The sequence below is a fragment of the Streptomyces sp. NPDC004542 genome (assembly GCF_040610035.1).
Taxonomy (GTDB): Bacteria; Actinomycetota; Actinomycetes; order Streptomycetales; family Streptomycetaceae; genus Streptomyces.
Window position 1 is genome coordinate 1 of sequence record NZ_JBEXLP010000004.1, and the last position, 16,338, is coordinate 16,338.

Below are 16,338 nucleotides of genomic sequence, written 5' to 3' on the forward strand. Positions count from 1 at the left end.
CGCGGCGCAGGCATCTCGCCGGCGACCGTGAGCGATGTTCGTAAGCGAATCATGGCTGGGGAATCTCCGGTAGCGGAGCATGAACGACCTGCGCGGACCGGCCGGAGGCGGCACGGGGTTCGGCGCGGCGCGCGGAACGACCGCCGGCGGCGCGCGGTCGACGTGGTCCGGTGCCGGGTTCCGGCGGGACGGGAGCGAAGTCCTGGTCCGCCGCGGGAGCGGCTTTTGGGGCCCCCGGGTGCCCGCCGCCCGCGCCGACCGGTGCCGGGGCGGCGGGGAAGGGGTCGCCGCCCGCGGGTCCGGGGGCGGGGTCGGTGAACGACTCCCCGCCCGCGAACGCGGGGACGGGACCTGTGGGGGCGGGGGCGGTGAAGGACTCCCCGCCCGCGAGTCCGGCCGCGACGGCGGACGCGTGCGCGCTGCCCGCCGCGGCGGGTTCCCGCTCGGCGAGAGCCGCCCGGGCTTCCACGTAGGCCGCGGCGCCCCAGCCGAGCACCGCCTCGGCCAGCGCCAGGCCGAGCCCGGCGTTGAACCGCGCCAGTTGGTCGGCGGTGTGCAGGCAGTGCCGGCAGCCGTTGAGATGCTGCTGGAGGTCGGGGTCGACGTCGATGCCGCCGCGCCGGTAGGTCACGTCGAGCATCCGGCTGTAGCGCAGGCAGTCGTCCTGGTCGGCGAGTTCGCGGTGGGCCTGGAGGCACTCGTCGCGCAGCCGCTCCCGGGCGCGCCGGAGTTCCACGCGGGCGCCCTCCTCGTCGAGGCCGAGCAGTCCGGCGGGTATCTCCAGCGGTTCGGACTCGACCTCGGCGTGCCACAGCACGGCGCGGGCGGCCTGGGGCAGCCGCTGGAACGCGCGGGAGATGAGACGCCGGTGCCCGGACGGCAGCAGCCGGGCCGCCAGACGGTCGCCGTCGCCGCTGCGCAGTTCGGGGTGGAGGAGTTCCTGCCGGCCGTCGTTGTGCCACTCCGCCGCGATGCGGCGCACGGTGACCAGGAGCTGGGGACGCCAGGCGGAGGTCGGTCCCGCCTGCCTGAGGGAGGCGCCGAAGAGCCGGGTGAAGGTCGCCGTGGTGAGCATGCCGGCCGCGCGCGGTCCGTCGGTGCACAGCCGGGCGTAGGCGAAGGCCGCTTCCCAGTGCCGGTCGAGGAGTTCGCCGACGGGATGCAGCGCGGGAGTCGCTCCTGTCCACTTCTTCAGCTCCGCGCTCAGCTGCTCGTCCGGGACGTCCAACGGCCGGGGCGGGGCGGGGGAATTCGACAGGCTCGCGTCATTCACGGCTGCATTTCCTCCAAGACGCAACACGGGATTAAGTCCATACCAAGAGGTATGGTATCCGGCCCTACGACACGTCCGGGACGCCCCCGTGCAGGATTCGGCACCTCGAACGTCCGCCTTCGGCAGCTCTTTTGAAGCGTAGGGGGCGTACCGGAGCGGCCTCGCACAGGCGGAGTGCGGCACGGCACCGCCCGCTCGCCGACAGGGCACACCTTTGCACAGGCCAGCGGGCCGGAACAAGGGAATCCCGGGTTTTGAACATTACGCGCCCGCCCGTAGAAATTGACGAATTGTCAATAGGGCTCTTTTCCGGCTTGTCCGGGTCCGGGCACCGTAAACAGCCGCCGGGCGCCCGGGGCCAGGCGCTGCACCAGGACAACTTCTACCTGCGGGTGGAGCCGGGGACGTGTGTGGCCGCGTGGGTGGCCTGCGACGTGATCGACCGGGAGAACGGCGGGCTGGAGGTCGTCCCGGGCACGCACCGGATGGACCTGTTCCGTCCCGAGGAGGCGGACGCCGGGCAGTCGTTCGCGCGGGAGTACGTGCCGCCGCCGCCCGGGCTGAGCGACGTACCCGTGGACATGACACCCGGTGACGTGCTGTTCTTCAACGGCAGTCTGGTGCACGGCTCCTCGCCCCACCGCAGCGCCGACCGTTTCCGCCGCTCCTTCATCGCACACTACGTGGGCCGCTCGGCCGAGCGGATCGGCGCGTACTGCCGGACGCTGTCCATGTCCGCCGACCGGGTGCCGCCGGCACTCAGCGAGGGAGCCGGTCCGTGCGGTACGCAGTTCGCACCGCACGGACCCCACTGACCGTCAGTGGCCGCTGACGGCCCTCGGGGTGTAGGGCGCCTGGAGCTCCTCGAGCTCCTTGTCGCTCAGCTCGAGTTCCACGGCGGCCACCGCGTCCTCGATGTGGTGCGGCTTGGCGGCGCCGACGATCGGCGCCGCCACCGTGTCCTGGTGCAGCAGCCAGGCCAGGGCGACCTGGGCTCGGGGGACGCCCCGGTCGTCCGCGATGCGGGTGACGGCCTCGACGATCGACCGGTCGCTCTCCAGGTACAGCGTGCTGCCGAAGGTGTCGCCGGCGCTGCGCTCGGTGGTGGTGCCCCAGTCGCGGGTGAGGCGGCCGCGGGCGAGCGGGCTCCAGGGCAGTACGCCCACCCCCTGGTCGGCGCAGAGCGGCAGCATCTCCCGCTCCTCCTCGCGGTAGAGGAGGTTGTAGTGGTTCTGCATGGACACGAACTTCGTCCAGCCGTGCCGCTCGGCCGTGTACTGCGCCTTGGAGAACTCCCAGGCGTACATCGAACTGGCGCCGATGTAGCGGACCTTGCCCGCCCTGACCAGGTCGTGCAGCGCCTCCATGGTCTCCTCGAGGGGCGTGTGACGGTCGTAGCGGTGGATCTGGTAGAGGTCGACGTAGTCGGTGCCGAGGCGGCGCAGACTGTGGTCGATCTCGGTCATGATCGCCTTGCGGGACAGCCCGGCCCCGTTGGGCCCGGGCCGCATCCGGCCGTGCACCTTGGTGGCCAGGACGATCTCGTCACGGTTCGCGAAGTCCCGCAGCGCCCGCCCGACGATCTCCTCACTGGTGCCGTCGGAGTAGACGTTGGCCGTGTCGAAGAAGTTGACGCCCGCCTCCAGCGCCTGCCGGATCAGCGGGCGCGACGCCTCCTCGTCGAGGGTCCACTCGTGGGTGCCGCGGTCGGGCAGGCCGTAGGTCATGCAGCCCAGACAGACCCGCGAGACCTCCAGGCCCGTGGAACCGAGCTTCACGTACTGCATCGTTGCTGCTCCTGCCTTCGGGTCGGTCACCGGAAGCGAGCGTACGTGAGTCACGGGCCGCCCGCGGGGGCCGACTTGACGGCGTCCCCGCACGGGCGATGTGATCGCACGCGGGCCGGCACCGCGTGCGTGGGCCCGGATCAACGCACGGAGCGGGGTCGTACCCACGATCGAGGGAGCGGTCATGCCCGCCAGAGGTGGTTCGGGCGCCAAGGGGCCCGGGAGGGCCGCCGGCACCCTCGTGTGCGCCGTCGTCGCGGCCCTGGGGCTCGCCGGGTGCGGTCCTTCCCCCGGCTCCGGCGCAGCGCCGGCGTCGCCCCCGGCCGGCGCGGCGCCCGGGGCGGTTCGGCTGCCGCCGCGCGCCGCGGGCTTCGACTACCAGATCGGCGGTCCCTATCCCCCGCCCGCGGGCGTCCGGATCGTCAGCCGCGACCGCTCGGCGTCCCCCGCGCCGGGGCTGTACAACGTCTGCTACGTCAACGCCTTCCAGGCCCAGCCCGGGGAGCGCGCCTCCTGGCCCGCCGACCTGCTGCTGCGCGACGCGCACGGCGAGGTGGTCGTCGACGAGGACTGGAACGAGCCCCTGCTGGACATCCGGACGCCCGCCAGGCGCAAGCGGGTGGCCGAACGGGTGAACCGCTGGATCGACGAGTGCGCGGCCAAGGGCTTCGACGCGGTCGAGCCGGACAACTACGACAGCTACACCCGCTCCCGGCACCTGCTGACCGCCGACGACGCGACCGCCTTCATCACCCTCCTGGCACGGCACGCGCACGACCGGCACCTGGCCATCGGCCAGAAGAACACCGCGGAGCTGGCCGGGGCGAGGAAGCGGACCGGGCTGGACTTCGCGGTGGCGGAGGAGTGCGCCGAGTACGACGAGTGCGGGACGTACGCGAAGGCCTTCGGCGACCGGGTCCTCGTCGTCGAGTACTCGGCCTCCGGGCTGCGCAAGGCCGTCGCGCGGTACGGCGGGCGGCTGAGCATCGTGCGCCGGGACCGGCCGGTGTCGGCACCGGGCAGTGACGGGTACGTACGCGAGGCGCCGTGAGACCCGTGGCTGCCGATCGCGGCGGACCGGCCGGCGAGCGGCCGGCGCGGGTACGGCCGGCACGGCAGCGGCCGGAGGGGTCCCCCGCCCGGCACCGCCGCGGCACGTCCCGCTTCGGGGGCGCGCCGCGGCGGCCGCCGGGCCGGTCAGTCCGTCGCGCCCCGCAGGGTGATCGCGCCCACGGGGCAGGCGCGGGCCGCCTCGCGGATCATCGGGTCGCCCTCGCCGTCCTCCCGGCCGGGGAGCAGGGTGCTGTAGCCGTCGTCGTCCTGGGTGAAGACGGCCGGCGCGGCGAGGGCGCACTGCCCCGCGCCGATGCAGGCGTCCTTGTCGATGTCGATGTCGATCTGCATGGGAAGGAGCCTCTTACCAGGTCACGGGGAGTTCCAGCATCCCCTGGATCGTGTCGCCGGGTTTGAAGGGGATGTCCTTCGGCCGGGCGGCGAGCCGGAGCCCGGGCAGCCGTTCGAAGAGGGTGCCGAGCGCGATCTCCATCTCGGCGCGGGCCAGGTTCTGGCCCAGGCACTGGTGGATGCCGAAGCCGAAGCCGACATGGTGGCGGGCCGGGCGGTGCCAGTCGAGGGTGTCGGGCTCGGCGTAGACGGACTCGTCCCGGTTGATGACCGAGGTGGCGAAGACCACGCCGTCACCGGCCCGGATGGTCGTCCCGTCCACCTCGATGTCCTCCAGGGCGGTCCGCAGCAGCCCGTCGGCGATCGACAGCAGCCGCATCAGCTCCTCGACGGCCGCGGGCAGCAGCGCGGGGTCGGCACGGAGTTCGGCCAGCCGCTCGGGCTGCCGCAGGAGCGTGTAGGTGCCGAGTGAGATCATGTTCGCGGTGGTCTCATGTCCGGCCACCAGCAGGATGACCGCCAGCGACACGACTTCGGCGCGGTCCAGCGTGCCCTCCCGCAACCGCTGGTGGACGAGGTCGTCGAGGATGGCGTCACCGGGCTCCGTGCTCTTGGCCTTGCCGTCGATCAAGTCGCCCAGGTACGCCTCCAGCTGCTCCCGGGCGTGCAGGGTGTCGGCGGGCTCCGGCCCGCGCAGCAGCCGGCGGGACTGTTCCTCGAAGAACTCGTGGTCGCCGTAGGGGACACCCAGCAGGGAGCAGATCACCATGGACGGCACGGGCAGCGCGAAGGCGTTCACCAGCTCGGCGGGCGGGCCCTGGCCGATCATCGCGTCCAGCCGCTCGTCGACGATCCGCTGGATGGCGGGCCGCAGTTCGGCCGCGCGCCGGAGGGTGAAGTTCGGGACCATCATCCGCCGCTGCGCGTGGTGTTCGGGGTCGTCGGCGCCGAGGAGGGCGACCTTGCGGTTGCGGGCGGCGGCGATACGGGGCGTGGTCAGGGGGAAGCCGGGGCGGGTCCGGTCGGAGGACAGCCGAGGGTCGGACAGCAGCGCGCGGGCGGCGGCGTGGCCGGTGACCAGCCAGGCCGGACGGCCGTCGAAGAGGGTGACGCGCGCCAGGGGGCGGTGCGCGCGCAGCGGGTCGTACGCGGTCGGCGGGTGGTAGGGGCAGGTGCGGTCCTGGGGGAAGGCGACGGGCTCGGGCTGAGCCATCGGTGCGGTCGTTTCCGTCATGGCGGACCTCGCAGACGAAGGGTGCGGCGTGCCGATCTTCATTAGATGCCCGGGGCATCTATAGGGCGACGGCAAGTTCGGCCAGATCGGTGATCCGCGCTTTCTGGCCGGACATCGTGCGTGCGGCCGCCCTGATCGAGCCGATATTCGGTTGCGGGTGCCGGGTGGCGGGCCGCACGATCGCCCGCATGTCCACCTCTGACACCATCCTGCCGCCGATGCCCGCCGCCGTCCTTCCGGTGCGGGTCCGACAGCAGCCCGGCCGCCCCCGGAGGCCCGAGCCCGCACGCCCGTGACGGCCGCGCTCGTCGCCGGCCTGCTCGCGGGGTACGGCGTCGCCGTACCCGTCGGCGCGGTCGCGACCTACCTGGTGTCCCTCACCGCTCGTACGTCCCTGCGGACCGGCGCCTCGGCCGCGCTCGGCGTGGCGAGCGCCGACGGGCTGTACGCCCTGCTCGCCGTGGTGGGCGGTTCCGTGCTCGCGGCGGCGCTGCGGCCGCTGCTCGGGCCGCTGCGCTGGGCCTCGGCCCTGGTGCTGGCGGCGCTGGCGGTGCTGGGCGCGGTGACCGCCGTACGCCGGTACCGCGCGCACCGGCTCAGCACCCGGCCGGACAGGCCGCCGCCCGGCCCCGGCCGCGCCTATCTCGGCCTGCTCGGCATCACCCTCCTCAACCCCACCACGGTGGTCTACTTCGCCGCCCTGGTGCTCGGCACTCGCGCCCAGGACGCCGCACGCCCCCTGGAACAGGGTGTCTTCGTCCTCGCCGCCTTCGCCGCCTCCGCCAGCTGGCAACTGCTGGTCGCCGGCGGCGGCGCGCTCCTCGGGCGGTCCCTGACCGGGCGCCGGGGGCGGCTGGTCACGGCACTGCTGTCGAGCGGTCTGACCATGGCACTGGCGGTGCGGGCGGCGGTGGCCCCCGGGTGACCCACATCTGGCTCGATGGCAACCCCGGGCCCGGACGGCGGCGTTCCGGATTGCGCCCGTGCACACGTGGTACGGATGATCCGAGCGCCGGCCGGTGTCGACAAGGGCGCCGGCCGGCCGCGGGAACGTCGAAGGGACGGACGTCATGCCTCTTCAGGGCGAGTACGAGCCCAGCCCCACTCAGTGGGTGCGCGAGCAGGTCGAGTTGTACGAGAGTTCCGGCGGCACCGAGGGGACGACGCTGAGGGACACCGGGTTGCCCGTGATCCTGCTGACGTCCCGGGGTGCCAGGAGCGGCAAGGTCCGCAAGACTCCGCTGATGCGGGTGGAGCACGAGGGGCGGTACGCGGTGGTCGCCTCGCAGGGCGGCGCGCCCAGGCACCCGGTGTGGTACTTCAACCTCAAGGCCGACCCGCACGTGGAGCTGCAGGACGGCCCGGTCAAGCAGGACATGCGGGCCCGGGAGGTCACCGGCGAGGAGAAGACCCGGTGGTGGGAGCGGGCGGTGGCCGCGTACCCGCCGTACGCCGAATACCAGGAGAAGACCTCCCGGGAGATCCCGGTCTTCGTTTTGGAGCCGGCCGGCGGCGAGTGAGCCGGAGAAGCGGAGGGACCGCCGCCGGGGGCCGATTCCGGACCAGGAACGCCGTATTTTAGAAAAATCTGTTTCGGGCAGGCATGGACCGCCTCCCCCCGGGCACCACAGCGTCAGGCCCCGCCGCGTTCCCCCGTCGCGGCGGGGCTTTCACATGCCTCGTCCGCCATCCGGTCGGTCACGTCGAGGAAGATCTGCTCGGCCTCGGGGACGGCCTCGGCGAGGGACTGCTTGATGCGCACGGACACGTCCTCGACCCGCTCGCTGTCCAGGCCCGGCACCAGGTCGATCCGGGCCGCCACGAGCGTCGAGTCGAGGCCCATCTTCATGGTGAACAGTGCCTCCACACTGTCGATCTCCGGCTCCTGCGCCAGCAGTTCCCGGATCCGGTCGCTGAGCTCCGGGTCGGCGGCCTCCCCGATGAGCTGGTCGCGGGCGTCGCGGCCGAGCCGGTAGGCGACGTAGACGAGCAGCACACCGATCGCCAGCGAGGCGGACGCCTCCCAGACGACCTGCCCGGTGACCATGTGCAGTGCCATGCCGATGATGGCCAGGGTGACGCCGAGCACCGCCGTGCCGTCCTCGGCGACCACGGTGCGCAGGGCAGGATCGCGCAGGCCGCTCAGGCCCCCGCCCTGCCGGCGCACCTGGTGCAGCGCCCGCAGCAGCGAGCCGCCCTCGGCGAGCAGCGCGACGCCCAGCACGATCAGGCCGGCCACATAGCCGCTGAACTTCTCCTCGGCGCCGCTGGTGAGCGCCTGGGCACCCTGGAAGAAGGAGAAGCAGCCGCCCATGACGAAGATGCCGACGGCGGCCAGGAGGGACCAGAAGAACCGCTCCTTGCCGTAGCCGAAGGGGTGCCGGGCGTCTGCCGGGCGTCGGCTGCGGCGCAGTGCCGCCAGCAGGAAGACCTCGTTCAGGCTGTCGGCGACCGAGTGGGCGGCCTCGGACAGCAGGGCGGGCGAGCCCGCCAGCAGGCCGCCGACGGCCTTGGCTACGGCGATCACCAGGTTGGCGGCGAGCGCCACCAGCACGGTGATCCGGGTTTTGCGGTCGGACTTGTTCTCCCCGCTCCCGGCCCGGGCCGCCCCGTCCCCGGTGTCGTGTTGTCGGGGGGCCCGGCCGCCGTCCTGGTCCGTCGCCCCCGGTGTCCGCTGCTGCGTCTTCTCTTTCGACGATGTCCCGTTCACCACCGCCGACTGCCCCGGCCGGGACCACTCACACCGTGCCGTCGGCGGAAATCGGGGAACGCGTTCCCCAGGAAGCACCGTGCGGCAAGGAGGAGACATGGGGGGCGACGGCAACCGCGCCTACGGCCACAAGACGTTCAGCCGGTCCAGGAGCCACTTCACCGACCGGATCACGGCGGACGGCCGGGACGGCCGGCCGGTGGCGGCCGGCCGCTACCGCCTGGTGGTCAGCCGGGCCTGCCCGTGGGCGAGCCGGGCGGTGATCTCCCGCCGCCTGCTGGGCCTTCAGGAGGCCCTGTCCATGGCGATCACCGACCCGGTCCAGGACGACCGCAGCCGGCGCTTCACCCTCGACCCCGACGGCCGCGACCCGGTGCTCGGCATCCGCCACCTGGCCGAGGCGTACGACCGGCGGGAGACGGGGTATCCGGGCGGGGTGAGCGTGCCGGCGGTCGTGGACGTGCCCAGTGGGCGCCTGGTGACCAACGACTACCAGCGGCTCACCCTGGACCTCGCCACCGAGGTGGACGGCCCTGCACCGCCCCGGAGCGCCGGAGCTGTATCCGGCCGGCCGGTCCGGTCCGGTCCGTCCGGACGAGCGGGTGCCGGCGGCTGGGCGGCCCTGAACCTCACACATCGCGACGAAGGAGTTTCACCCGTGGTCAAGAAGAAGAAGCTGCCCCTCGCCTACCAGCCCGTCGGCTTCGTGCTGAGCTGGGCGGGCGGGGCGCTGGCCGGGATGGCCTTCCGCAAGGCGTGGAAGGCCATCCGGCACGAGGACGACGCGCCCGACGCGCTGGACCAGGACCGCGGCTGGGGCGAGATCCTGCTGGCCGCGGCGGTCCAGGGCGCCATCTTCGCGGTGGTGCGCAGCGCCGTGGACCGCACCGGGGCCAAGGCCATCGAACGCTCGACGGGGGTGTGGCCGGCGTCGGACAAGGGAGGACGGGACTGACCCGGAGCCTTCGGCTCGGCCCGCGGCCCCCCGCTCAGCCCTGTTTGGGCGCGGTGGGGGGCAGCAGGCGCAGGGTGAAGGAGTGTCCGGCCGGGTCGGCGTAGCCGCGTTCCTCGTACGGCCCGGCCGCGTCCTTGGTGTCGATGGGCCGGCCGCCGAGCCCGACCACCCTGCGTTCGGCCTCGTCGAGGTCCTCCACCAGGAAGTCCAGGTGGGCCTGGAGGGAGTTCTCAGGGCGCGGCCAGCTCGGCGGGGTCGCGTTCACGTCCCGGCGGAACGCCAGCCGGACCCCGTCGGCGCCCCTGATCTCCACGAGGTTGGCGGACGCGGCCGTCTCCTCTCCCTCGAGCAACTCCTTGTAGAACTGGGCGAGTTTTTCGGGCTCCGCGCAGTCGAGCACCACAACGCCCGCTTTTACCAATGCCATTGCTTCCTCCGTGGGGATGAGAGAGACCCTCCCCTGCGGATATCCCCGCCCCGCGGATTCACTCGGCCACCAGCCACGCGCCGTCGCGCATCAGGTCGCGCCCGTCCAGTTCTCCGGCCTCGCGCCAGGCCTGCACCCGGCGCGGCCGGATCCGGAAGTACAGGTAGCGGGTCCTGAGGGCGCGCGGATCGAAACCGGTCTTGGCGGCGAAGAGTTCGGCGTCCTCCTCGGACACGTCGGCGGGCTCCAGGGTCTCGACGGCCCCCTCGATCATGACGACGTCCCGGGTCGGCCCGATGCCCAGCCGTGCGGTGCGGGTCGCCGCCGGATTGCGGCCGGTGGGGCTCCCGGCCGGGGTGGCGATGAGCAGGGTCGCCCCGTCCCAGAGGAAGGACAGCGGCACGAGGTACGGCTCTCCCCCGCCGGCGCCGGCGGTGGCGACCCAGGCGTCCACGTCGCGTTCGAGCCGGTGGAGGGTGTCCAGCTTGCGCTGCTCGGCACTGCGGGCGGGCGGTGCGGTCATGGGCCCTGCGCTCCTTGGGAGTTGTGGGACTATACGCGACTCATGGGGCTCGGGCAGTAACAGATATCACGGTCCGGGCACCGTGTAGATCATTTACGCTCTGGGCAGTGTCGGACTGCTTTTCGGCTCAACTTCCGGGCCTGGAAGCACAGTTCGTGTCTGCGGGCGGTAGTCGCCCGCTCGCAGGGACGGGGGTACCTGCGTTCCGTCTCCCGAAGGGAAGCGCATGCCTCAGGACGTCCGTTTCGACCTGCCGTTCGATACCCCGGTCAGCGAACACCTCGAGCACGCCCGGGCACGGCATCTGCGCTGGATCTGGGACATGGGGCTGGTGCGCAGCCAGGCCGGCTTCGCGGAGTACCAGTCCTGGGACCTGCCGCAGGCCGCCGCCCGTACCTATCCGCACGCCTCGGCCGAGGACATGGTCGTGCTGATGAACTGGTTCTCGCTGGCCTTCCTCTTCGACGACCAGTTCGACGCGAACCAGCCGGACCGCGCCGACCGGATCGCCGCGGTCGCGCGCGAGCTGATCGTGACGCCGCTGCGCCCGGCGGGCAGCCGGCCGCGCGTGGTCTGCCCGATCACGGTGGCCTGGGCGGAGGTCTGGCAGCATCTGTCTGATGGCATGTCCCTGACATGGCAGACGCGGTTCGCGGGCTCCTGGGGCCGGTTCCTGGTGGCGCACTGCGAGGAGGTCGACCTGGCGGCCCGCGGGCTGGCCGGAACGCTGGCGCTGGACGAGTACACGGCGTTCCGCCGCCGTACGGTCGGCATCCACCACAGCATCGACGCGGGCGAGCGCAGCCGCCGCTTCGAGGTGCCGGCGCAGGTGCAGGCGCATCCGCTGATGGAGCGCATGCGTGATCTGGCCGCGGACACCATCGGGTTCATGAACGACATCCACTCCTTCGAGCGCGAGCGGCGCAGGGGCGACGGCCACAACCTGATATGCGTGCTGCAGCGGGAGCGGGGCGGCACCCTGGAGGACGCGGCGGACGAGGCGTACCGCATGACCAGCGCCTGCCTCGACGAATACGTGGAGCTGGAGGCGCGCGTCCCGCGGATGTGCGACGACCTCGGCCTCGACGAGGGGGAGCGCGCCGCGGTGCGGATGGGCGTGGAGGCCATCCAGCACTGGATCAACGGCAACTACGAGTGGGCCCTGACCACCGGCCGCTACGCCGCGGCCAAGGAGGGCCCGGCGGTCACCGCCGAACGATCCGGCCGGGGTTCGGTGGACGACCTACTGGCAGTATGACGAACGGCCACTGCCGGGCGGAAAGGTACGGCGAGCGGACGCCGCCCGGCAAAGGCACGGTGAACAGCCGCCCGGCGGAGGCGTCGTCGTCGGGGCGGAGGTCGGGCGAGGGGGGGGCGTCGACCGGTCGGCGGTGGGTGAATCGGCGGGGTGCCGGTCCGGTGACGGCCTCTCGGGCGCGCCTCGGCGTCCCGGCCGTACGACGCCCCCGTCGGCGCGACCGGCCACGGCCAGGCCCTGCCGGCCCCCTGGGCCCCGGCAGGCGCACTCCCCCGGCGCGGCCGAGGCCGCGATCCCGGCCGGACCGCCGGAGGCCTACGCCGGGAAGCGCACCGGCAGGCTGTCCAGCCGGGACTCCCAGGTGGAGGCCGTCGAGGTCAGCTCGTCCGGCGGGACGGCCAGGCGCAGTCCGGGCAGGCGGTGCAGGAGGACGTTGACGGCGATTTCGATGATGGCCTGGCCCAGGTTCTGGCCCGGGCATTCGTGCGGACCGGCGCTGAAGGCGAGGTGGGAGTGGTTGCCGGCCATGGAGACCGAGGTGTCCGGCCTGATCTGCGGGTCCGCGTTGCCCGCCGCCAGGCCCAGGACCAGCAGGTCGCCCTCCTTGATCGGACAGCCGCCCAACTCCAGGTCTGAGGTGGCGAAACGGCCCGGCAGCACGGCGAGCGGCGGGGTGTTCCACATCACCTCCTCCACCACCGCGGAGATGTCCATCTGCCCGCTGACCAGCTCGGAACGCCGGGAGACATCGGTGAGGATCACCTGAAGCACCCGCGCCAGCAGGTTGCTGGTCATGGTGTGGGCGGTGATCAGCACCAGACGCAGGTGGCTGAGGATCTCGTCCTCGTCGAGGCCCGCGTGGTGCTCGATCAGCCCGGTGGCGAAGTCCGAGCCCGGCTCCGCCCGCTTGCGCGCGGCGAGTTCACCGAGGACGTCCATGATCTTCTCGTTGTGCGCGAGGGCGTCCGCGCCGCCCCTGATGACCCGGTTGCTGGACTCGGCCAGGCTGCGCCCCTCGCTCTCGGCGAGCCCCATGACCCGGGTCAGCACCAGCATCGGCAGGTGCTCCGCGAAGTCCGTCACCAGGTCGGCGCGGCCCGCGCCGGCGAACACGTCGATCTGCTTGCCGGCGAAGTGAGTGACATGGCGCCGGATGCCCCGCCCCGTCACCGCCTGGAGGTTGTCCGTGACCGCGGCGCGCAGCCGGCGGTGCGGTTCGCCGTCCTGGGAGACACAGTCGGGACGCCAGGCCACCATCGGGATCAGCGGCGAGGTGTCGGCGATCCGGCCCTCCGTCCAGTCCCGCCAGATCCGCGAGTCCCGGCTGAACTGGAGGGGGTTGTCCAGCACCCGCCGGTTCTCCCGGTAGCCGAGCACCAGCCACGCGGGGACGTCGCCCTCCAGCAGGACGGGGGCCACGGCACCGTACTGCTTGCGCAGTTGCCCGTAGATGGCGTGCGGGTCGGTCTCCGACTCCGGACCGTACAGCCGGGTGACGCCCGGGCCGTGGGCGACGGGGCACCCGCCCGGGGCGTCGGCGCTGTGGGGCTGGTCGTTCATCGGGGCTCCAGTGCGACGGCGGACCGTTCCCGCAGGTGGCGGATGAGCGCGACGAGCACATCGCGGCTGGAGGCCCGGTCGCGGGCGTCGCAGACCACGACCGGCGTGTGCGGGGGGATGTCCAGGGCGTCCCGGATCTCCTCCACGGGGTGTTCCCTGGAGTCGGGGAACATGTTCAGGGCGACGACGAAGGGGACGTTCTGCCGTTCCATCTCCTCGATCGCCCGGAAGCTGGAGGCCAGCCGGCGGGTGTCCACCAGGACCACCGCGCCGAGCGCCCCCTTGAACAGACCGTTCCACAGGAACCAGAAGCGTTCCTGGCCGGGGGTGCCGAACAGGTACAGCATCAGGCTGTCGTTGATGCTGATCTTGCCGAAGTCGAGGCTGACCGTGGTCTGCGCCTTGTCGGTGACCCCGATGAGGTGGTCGACGCCGGCGCTGGCCTGGGTGAGGGTCTCCTCGGTGGTGAGCGGCTTGATGTCGCTGACGGAGCGGACCATCGTGGTCTTGCCGGTGCCGAACCCTCCGGCGATCATCACCTTGACCGAGCGGGTGCCCTGGGCGGCGGGCCGGCCGGGACGGTCAAAGCCTTTCAAGTCCACTGAGTACCTCCTGGAGGAGCGCGAGGTCGGGCCCGCGTCCGGCGTGGTGGGCCGGGATGGGATCACGGGCTTCAATACGGCCTGCGTCCAGCAGATCCGCCAACAGCACCGCGAGAATGTTGAAGGGCAGTCCGAGGTGGGCGCCGAGTTCGGCGACCGACAGCGGATCGCGGCAGCGCCGGAGTATCTCCTCGTGCTCGTGCTGCATGCCCGGTAAGGGGCCGGTGCGGGAGACGATGAGGGTCGCCACGTCGAGGCTCGACCCCGACCCGCCCGGTCCGCTGCGCCCCCCGGTGAGGACGTAGTAGCGCTCGAGACCGGACGGGTCCGTGGGCCGACGGGGGGCACTCATCCAGAGTGCTCCTCCAGGCGCGGAGTGGTGCCGAGGAGCTCGCCCATCCGGCGCGCCAGGTCCCTCATCTGGTGTCCGAGCAGGCCCTGGTCGAGCCCCTCGCGGGCGAGCACGCCGAGGTACGTCTCCACACCCGCGCGTACGACGAAGAGATGCCCGCCGTCGACCTCGATCATCGCGAGCCGCAACTGGCCCGCGTACCTGGGGAACTGCTCGGCGACCGGCTGGGCCAGGGCCTGCAGGCCGGCCACCACGGCCGCGAAGCGGTCCACGTCGTCGGGGTCTTCGGCGCCAAAGGAGGTGATGGCCTTGCCGTCGCTGGAGGCCACCAGGGCGAAGCGGATCTCCGGAATGCTCTCCACCAGATCGCGGAGCGCCCAGCTCACGTCGGTTCCCTGTTGCGTCATGTGGACCAGTCGCTCTCTTCGTTGCCGTGCTCGGTGGACTCGCGTCCGGGCTCGCGTGCGGTGTTCGGTGCCGGCCCGGCCGGTTGTTCGGCCCCGCCGGGCCCGCGGCCCGCCGTGGCGAAGGCCGCCAGGCCCGCGAAGGACGCCTCCGGGGGAACGGCGGTGACGGAGGGCGGCTCCGGCAGGGTGCTGCGCTCGGCCTGGCGTTGCTCCGCCGGCTCGCGCCGCCTGCTCCGGCGCCGGGGCAGGCCTCCGGGGGTGGTGTCCACCGTGTCGGCGGGGTCCCCGGAGCCGGCGGGGACGGTGGCCGGGGTGGCCGGGGCCGCGGTGGCCGCGGCGGCCGCCTGGACGGCCTGCGGTGCGACGCCCGGGGCGGCCGGGGCGGCCGGGGCGGGTGCGGGGAGGGGGCTGAAGTACTTGTGCGGGACCACGACGACCACCGAGGTGCCGAGCCAGGGCGAGTCGGCGAAGGTCACCCTGATGCCGTAGCGGCGGGCGAGGATGCCGATCACGCGCAGGCCGATGTTGGCGTCCTCCGAGATGCCGCCGAGGCCGGGACCGGCCGCGGCTCCCGCGAGGCACTGCTCTGCCTCGCGCTTCTTCTCCTCGCTCAGTCCCTTGCCGGAGTCCTGGATCTCGATGCCGACACCGTTCGGCACCTCCTTGCCGGAGACGACGACCGGCTCGGTGGGCGGCGAGTAGCGGGCGGCGTTGTCCAGGAGGTGGGCGAAGATCAGCGTGAGGTGGTCCACCAGGCCGCCGTCCACACCGAGTTCGGGCAGACGGCGCACCTCGACCCGGTGGAAGTCCTTGATCCGGCCGATGCCGCCGCGGACCACACTGAGCAGCCGCTGGGGCTCCTGCCACTGCCGTCCGGGCCGGTCCGAGCCGCCGAGCACGCCGATGCTGGCGGCGAGCGAGTCCGCCGGGCCGAGCTCCTGGTCGAGCTCCATCAGGCCCTGGGCCACGGCGGGCAGCCGCCCGTGCTCGCCCTGCATTTCGTGCAGACGGCCACGGAGCTTGCTGGTCAGCACGTGGATCCGGTTGCCGATGCTGATGACGGCCTGCTCCGCGGAGGTCGAGCGGTTGAACTCCTCCTCGAGACCGATCAGCGAGGTCCGCAAGATCCGGCGCAGATCGGCCTGGAGTTCGGCGTCGACCTTCGCGCACTCGGTCGCCGCGGGCAGCAGGTCGTCGACGGCGTCACCGGCCCGCAGCCGTTCGAGCGCCTCGGGCAGCTGCTCGCGGGCGAGCCGGGCGACCGCTTCCCGCTGGTGGGCGAGCTCCTCCTGCCACGCCTCGGCCCGCTCGGCGATCCGGTCCTCGTAGGACCGGGCGGTGTCGGCGATCCGCTGCTCGTACGCCCGGGCCTGCTCGGCCAGCCGGGTGTCGTAGGCGGCCTCCCGTTCGGCGAGCCGGGCGTCGTACGCGGCGGACTGCTCGGTCAGCTGTGCCTCCAGGGAGGTCCGCTCGGCTCCGAACTTCCGCTCCAGACCCGCGACATGCTGCTGCCATTGCAGCGAGTGCTCGGCCTGCGAGGTGCGGAAGTCGCCCTCGGAGCGGCGCAGTTGGTGCTGGGAGCGGATCAGCAGCCGTACGCAGACGAAGCCGGCGGCGGTCGCGGCGGCACCGGCGACGGCGAAGGTGACGCGCTCCGGGCTCATGAAAGTGCCGGCAACCGTTCCGCCTCCTAATGCCAGAGGCATCAGCCACCAGCTGTACCAGGCGACAGGGGCCCGCGCCGCCGGTGGCGGAGTGGCGAGTTCCATCTGCATCCTTCGAAAGCAAACATGATCCGAACAGGGAGGGTGTGCACGTCAACTCGCTGTGCCGGATTGGAGCTTAT

The 16,338-nt window shown here is 72.6% G+C and carries 17 protein-coding genes and 3 pseudogenes; 7 read left to right on the top strand and 13 right to left on the bottom strand.

Annotation, left to right across the window (positions count from 1 at the left end):
* Positions 1-442: 442 nt before the first annotated feature.
* Positions 443-1,273: pseudogene (locus tag ABZX30_RS03545) on the bottom strand (hydrolase); the annotation flags it as partial.
* A gap of 338 nt (positions 1,274-1,611) precedes the next feature.
* On the opposite strand from ABZX30_RS03545, the pseudogene ABZX30_RS03550 reads away from it, so the two are divergent.
* Positions 1,612-2,088, top strand: a pseudogene (locus ABZX30_RS03550) (phytanoyl-CoA dioxygenase family protein); the annotation flags it as partial.
* A gap of 3 nt (positions 2,089-2,091) precedes the next feature.
* Here ABZX30_RS03550 and ABZX30_RS03555 read toward each other — a convergent pair.
* Positions 2,092-3,060 carry an aldo/keto reductase gene (locus tag ABZX30_RS03555; RefSeq protein WP_355928288.1) on the bottom strand — a complete coding sequence of 323 codons (969 nt, stop codon included), beginning with the start codon at positions 3,058-3,060 and terminating at the stop codon, positions 2,092-2,094.
* A 184-nt stretch (positions 3,061-3,244) separates the two neighbouring features.
* On the opposite strand from ABZX30_RS03555, the gene ABZX30_RS03560 reads away from it, so the two are divergent.
* The gene (locus ABZX30_RS03560) at positions 3,245-4,111 is read left to right on the top strand and encodes an endo alpha-1,4 polygalactosaminidase (RefSeq protein ID WP_355928291.1); all 867 of its coding nucleotides are present in this window, start codon (positions 3,245-3,247) and stop codon (positions 4,109-4,111) included.
* 146 nt (positions 4,112-4,257) lie between these two features.
* Here the strand turns inward: ABZX30_RS03560 and ABZX30_RS03565 are convergent, their stop codons facing one another.
* Genes ABZX30_RS03565 through ABZX30_RS03575 form a run of 3 tightly spaced genes read right to left on the bottom strand, consistent with a single transcriptional unit; the run spans position 4,258 to position 5,888 of the window.
* Entirely contained in the window at positions 4,258-4,458 is a 201-nt protein-coding gene (locus ABZX30_RS03565) for a ferredoxin (RefSeq protein ID WP_355928686.1), read from the bottom strand.
* A 19-nt stretch (positions 4,459-4,477) separates the two neighbouring features.
* Positions 4,478-5,698 (bottom strand): cytochrome P450, encoded by a 1,221-nt coding sequence (locus ABZX30_RS03570; protein WP_355928294.1) that lies wholly within the window; start codon positions 5,696-5,698, stop codon positions 4,478-4,480.
* A gap of 58 nt (positions 5,699-5,756) precedes the next feature.
* Positions 5,757-5,888 carry a hypothetical protein gene (locus ABZX30_RS03575; protein WP_355928296.1) on the bottom strand — a complete coding sequence of 44 codons (132 nt, stop codon included), beginning with the start codon at positions 5,886-5,888 and terminating at the stop codon, positions 5,757-5,759.
* 102 nt (positions 5,889-5,990) lie between these two features.
* On the opposite strand from ABZX30_RS03575, the gene ABZX30_RS03580 reads away from it, so the two are divergent.
* Both ABZX30_RS03580 and ABZX30_RS03585 read left to right on the top strand, forming a co-directional pair.
* Positions 5,991-6,623, top strand: a complete 633-nt coding sequence (locus ABZX30_RS03580; RefSeq protein ID WP_355928299.1) for a LysE family transporter — start codon at positions 5,991-5,993, stop codon at positions 6,621-6,623.
* A gap of 145 nt (positions 6,624-6,768) precedes the next feature.
* Positions 6,769-7,218 carry a nitroreductase family deazaflavin-dependent oxidoreductase gene (locus ABZX30_RS03585; RefSeq protein WP_355928301.1) on the top strand — a complete coding sequence of 150 codons (450 nt, stop codon included), beginning with the start codon at positions 6,769-6,771 and terminating at the stop codon, positions 7,216-7,218.
* A 113-nt stretch (positions 7,219-7,331) separates the two neighbouring features.
* Here ABZX30_RS03585 and ABZX30_RS03590 read toward each other — a convergent pair whose 3' ends face one another.
* Entirely contained in the window at positions 7,332-8,411 is a 1,080-nt protein-coding gene (locus ABZX30_RS03590; RefSeq protein ID WP_355928303.1) for a cation diffusion facilitator family transporter, read from the bottom strand.
* Positions 8,412-8,505: 94 nt separating this feature from the next.
* Here ABZX30_RS03590 and ABZX30_RS03595 point away from each other — a divergent pair.
* Together ABZX30_RS03595 and ABZX30_RS03600 are read left to right on the top strand one after the other, a co-directional pair.
* Positions 8,506-8,974 (top strand): annotated as a pseudogene (locus ABZX30_RS03595) (glutathione S-transferase family protein); the annotation flags it as partial.
* 92 nt (positions 8,975-9,066) lie between these two features.
* The gene (locus ABZX30_RS03600; RefSeq protein ID WP_355928305.1) at positions 9,067-9,363 is read left to right on the top strand and encodes a DUF4235 domain-containing protein; all 297 of its coding nucleotides are present in this window, start codon (positions 9,067-9,069) and stop codon (positions 9,361-9,363) included.
* 34 nt (positions 9,364-9,397) lie between these two features.
* On the opposite strand, the gene ABZX30_RS03605 is transcribed toward ABZX30_RS03600, so the two are convergent.
* Positions 9,398-9,790, bottom strand: coding sequence for a VOC family protein (locus ABZX30_RS03605; protein ID WP_355928308.1), 393 nt, complete (start codon positions 9,788-9,790; stop codon positions 9,398-9,400).
* Between the two features lie 58 nt (positions 9,791-9,848).
* Positions 9,849-10,313, bottom strand: coding sequence for a pyridoxamine 5'-phosphate oxidase family protein (locus ABZX30_RS03610; protein ID WP_355928310.1), 465 nt, complete (start codon positions 10,311-10,313; stop codon positions 9,849-9,851).
* Positions 10,314-10,539: 226 nt separating this feature from the next.
* On the opposite strand from ABZX30_RS03610, the gene ABZX30_RS03615 reads away from it, so the two are divergent.
* Positions 10,540-11,571, top strand: a complete 1,032-nt coding sequence (locus ABZX30_RS03615; RefSeq protein ID WP_355928312.1) for a 7-epi-alpha-eudesmol synthase — start codon at positions 10,540-10,542, stop codon at positions 11,569-11,571.
* Positions 11,572-11,886: 315 nt separating this feature from the next.
* Here ABZX30_RS03615 and ABZX30_RS03620 read toward each other — a convergent pair whose 3' ends face one another.
* From ABZX30_RS03620 to ABZX30_RS03640, 5 genes are read right to left on the bottom strand one after another with little or no spacing between them, the layout of a single operon-like run.
* A complete protein-coding gene (locus ABZX30_RS03620; protein ID WP_355928315.1) occupies positions 11,887-13,131 on the bottom strand; it encodes a cytochrome P450 in 1,245 nt (414 codons plus the stop codon).
* Entirely contained in the window at positions 13,128-13,733 is a 606-nt protein-coding gene (locus ABZX30_RS03625; protein WP_355928317.1) for an ATP/GTP-binding protein, read from the bottom strand. Before ABZX30_RS03625 ends, ABZX30_RS03620 begins: the two co-directional genes overlap by 4 nt.
* Complete coding sequence (locus ABZX30_RS03630) at positions 13,714-14,085, bottom strand: DUF742 domain-containing protein (protein ID WP_355928320.1); 372 nt, start codon at positions 14,083-14,085, stop codon at positions 13,714-13,716. The genes ABZX30_RS03625 and ABZX30_RS03630 overlap by 20 nt, the downstream gene beginning before the upstream one ends.
* A complete protein-coding gene (locus ABZX30_RS03635; protein ID WP_099933429.1) occupies positions 14,082-14,492 on the bottom strand; it encodes a roadblock/LC7 domain-containing protein in 411 nt (136 codons plus the stop codon). The genes ABZX30_RS03630 and ABZX30_RS03635 overlap by 4 nt, the downstream gene beginning before the upstream one ends.
* Positions 14,489-16,261 carry an ATP-binding protein gene (locus ABZX30_RS03640; protein WP_355928323.1) on the bottom strand — a complete coding sequence of 591 codons (1,773 nt, stop codon included), beginning with the start codon at positions 16,259-16,261 and terminating at the stop codon, positions 14,489-14,491. The genes ABZX30_RS03635 and ABZX30_RS03640 overlap by 4 nt, the downstream gene beginning before the upstream one ends.
* Positions 16,262-16,338 lie beyond the last annotated feature (77 nt).

Excerpts from the sequence above, each read along its gene's own strand:
- ABZX30_RS03555 (WP_355928288.1), bottom strand. The coding sequence starts at position 3,060 with ATGCAGTACGTGAAGCTCGGTTCCACGGGCCTGGAGGTCTCGCGGGTC.
- ABZX30_RS03560 (WP_355928291.1), top strand. The coding sequence starts at position 3,245 with ATGCCCGCCAGAGGTGGTTCGGGCGCCAAGGGGCCCGGGAGGGCCGCC.
- ABZX30_RS03570 (WP_355928294.1), bottom strand. The coding sequence starts at position 5,698 with ATGACGGAAACGACCGCACCGATGGCTCAGCCCGAGCCCGTCGCCTTC.
- ABZX30_RS03575 (WP_355928296.1), bottom strand. The coding sequence starts at position 5,888 with ATGCGGGCGATCGTGCGGCCCGCCACCCGGCACCCGCAACCGAATATC.
- ABZX30_RS03585 (WP_355928301.1), top strand. The coding sequence starts at position 6,769 with ATGCCTCTTCAGGGCGAGTACGAGCCCAGCCCCACTCAGTGGGTGCGC.
- ABZX30_RS03605 (WP_355928308.1), bottom strand. The coding sequence starts at position 9,790 with ATGGCATTGGTAAAAGCGGGCGTTGTGGTGCTCGACTGCGCGGAGCCC.
- ABZX30_RS03610 (WP_355928310.1), bottom strand. The coding sequence starts at position 10,313 with ATGACCGCACCGCCCGCCCGCAGTGCCGAGCAGCGCAAGCTGGACACC.
- ABZX30_RS03615 (WP_355928312.1), top strand. The coding sequence starts at position 10,540 with ATGCCTCAGGACGTCCGTTTCGACCTGCCGTTCGATACCCCGGTCAGC.
- ABZX30_RS03620 (WP_355928315.1), bottom strand. The coding sequence starts at position 13,131 with ATGAACGACCAGCCCCACAGCGCCGACGCCCCGGGCGGGTGCCCCGTC.
- ABZX30_RS03630 (WP_355928320.1), bottom strand. The coding sequence starts at position 14,085 with ATGAGTGCCCCCCGTCGGCCCACGGACCCGTCCGGTCTCGAGCGCTAC.
- ABZX30_RS03635 (WP_099933429.1), bottom strand. The coding sequence starts at position 14,492 with ATGACGCAACAGGGAACCGACGTGAGCTGGGCGCTCCGCGATCTGGTG.
- ABZX30_RS03640 (WP_355928323.1), bottom strand. The coding sequence starts at position 16,261 with ATGGAACTCGCCACTCCGCCACCGGCGGCGCGGGCCCCTGTCGCCTGG.